The sequence below is a fragment of the Mycobacterium timonense genome, from assembly GCF_025821985.1.
Taxonomy (GTDB): Bacteria; Actinomycetota; Actinomycetes; order Mycobacteriales; family Mycobacteriaceae; genus Mycobacterium; species Mycobacterium avium.
The window spans coordinates 1-616 of record NZ_JACKSY010000020.1 but is presented as its reverse complement, the minus strand read 5'-3'; the positions used below and the strand labels follow the sequence as shown (position 1 = coordinate 616).

Below are 616 nucleotides of genomic sequence, written 5' to 3'. Positions count from 1 at the left end.
GCCGACAACCTCGCCTACCTCGTCTATACCTCGGGCACCACCGGCATGCCCAAGGGTGTGGGGGTCACGCACCATAATGTGACCCGGCTCCTCGAATCACTCGGTGCCGAGCTGGCGCCGGGACAGGTGTGGACGCAATGTCATTCCCTGGCCTTCGATTACTCCGTCTGGGAGATCTGGGCTCCGCTTCTGTACGGCGGGCGGCTGCTGATGGTGCCGGATGGTGTCGTTCGTTCGTCGGAAGAATTCCACGCCCTGCTCGTGCGCGAACAGGTCAGCGTCTTGAGCCAGACTCCGTCGGCGTTCCACGCCCTGCAAACCGCCGACGCGCTGCACTCCGAGATGGGGCAGCTGAACCTGACGACGGTGGTCTTCGGCGGCGAAGCGCTTGAACCGCAACGCCTTGCGTCGTGGTTCCGTAATCATCCGGAGCTGCCGCGGATGATCAACATGTACGGCATCACCGAGACGACTGTGCACGCCTCGTTCCGGCAGATCGTCGCCCGCGACGTCGACAACAGCGTCAGCCCGATCGGCGTGCCGTTGGAGCATCTGGCCTTCTTCGTACTGGACAAATTCCTGCGTCGGGTCTCGGTGGGAGCCGTCGGTGAGCTCT

At 63.6% G+C, this 616-nt stretch carries 1 protein-coding gene; it reads left to right on the top strand.

Annotated features, from left to right (window positions below):
• Nucleotides 1-616: AMP-binding protein (locus H7I87_RS06790; RefSeq protein ID WP_264002629.1), on the top strand; the 616-nt coding region annotated here is incomplete at both ends.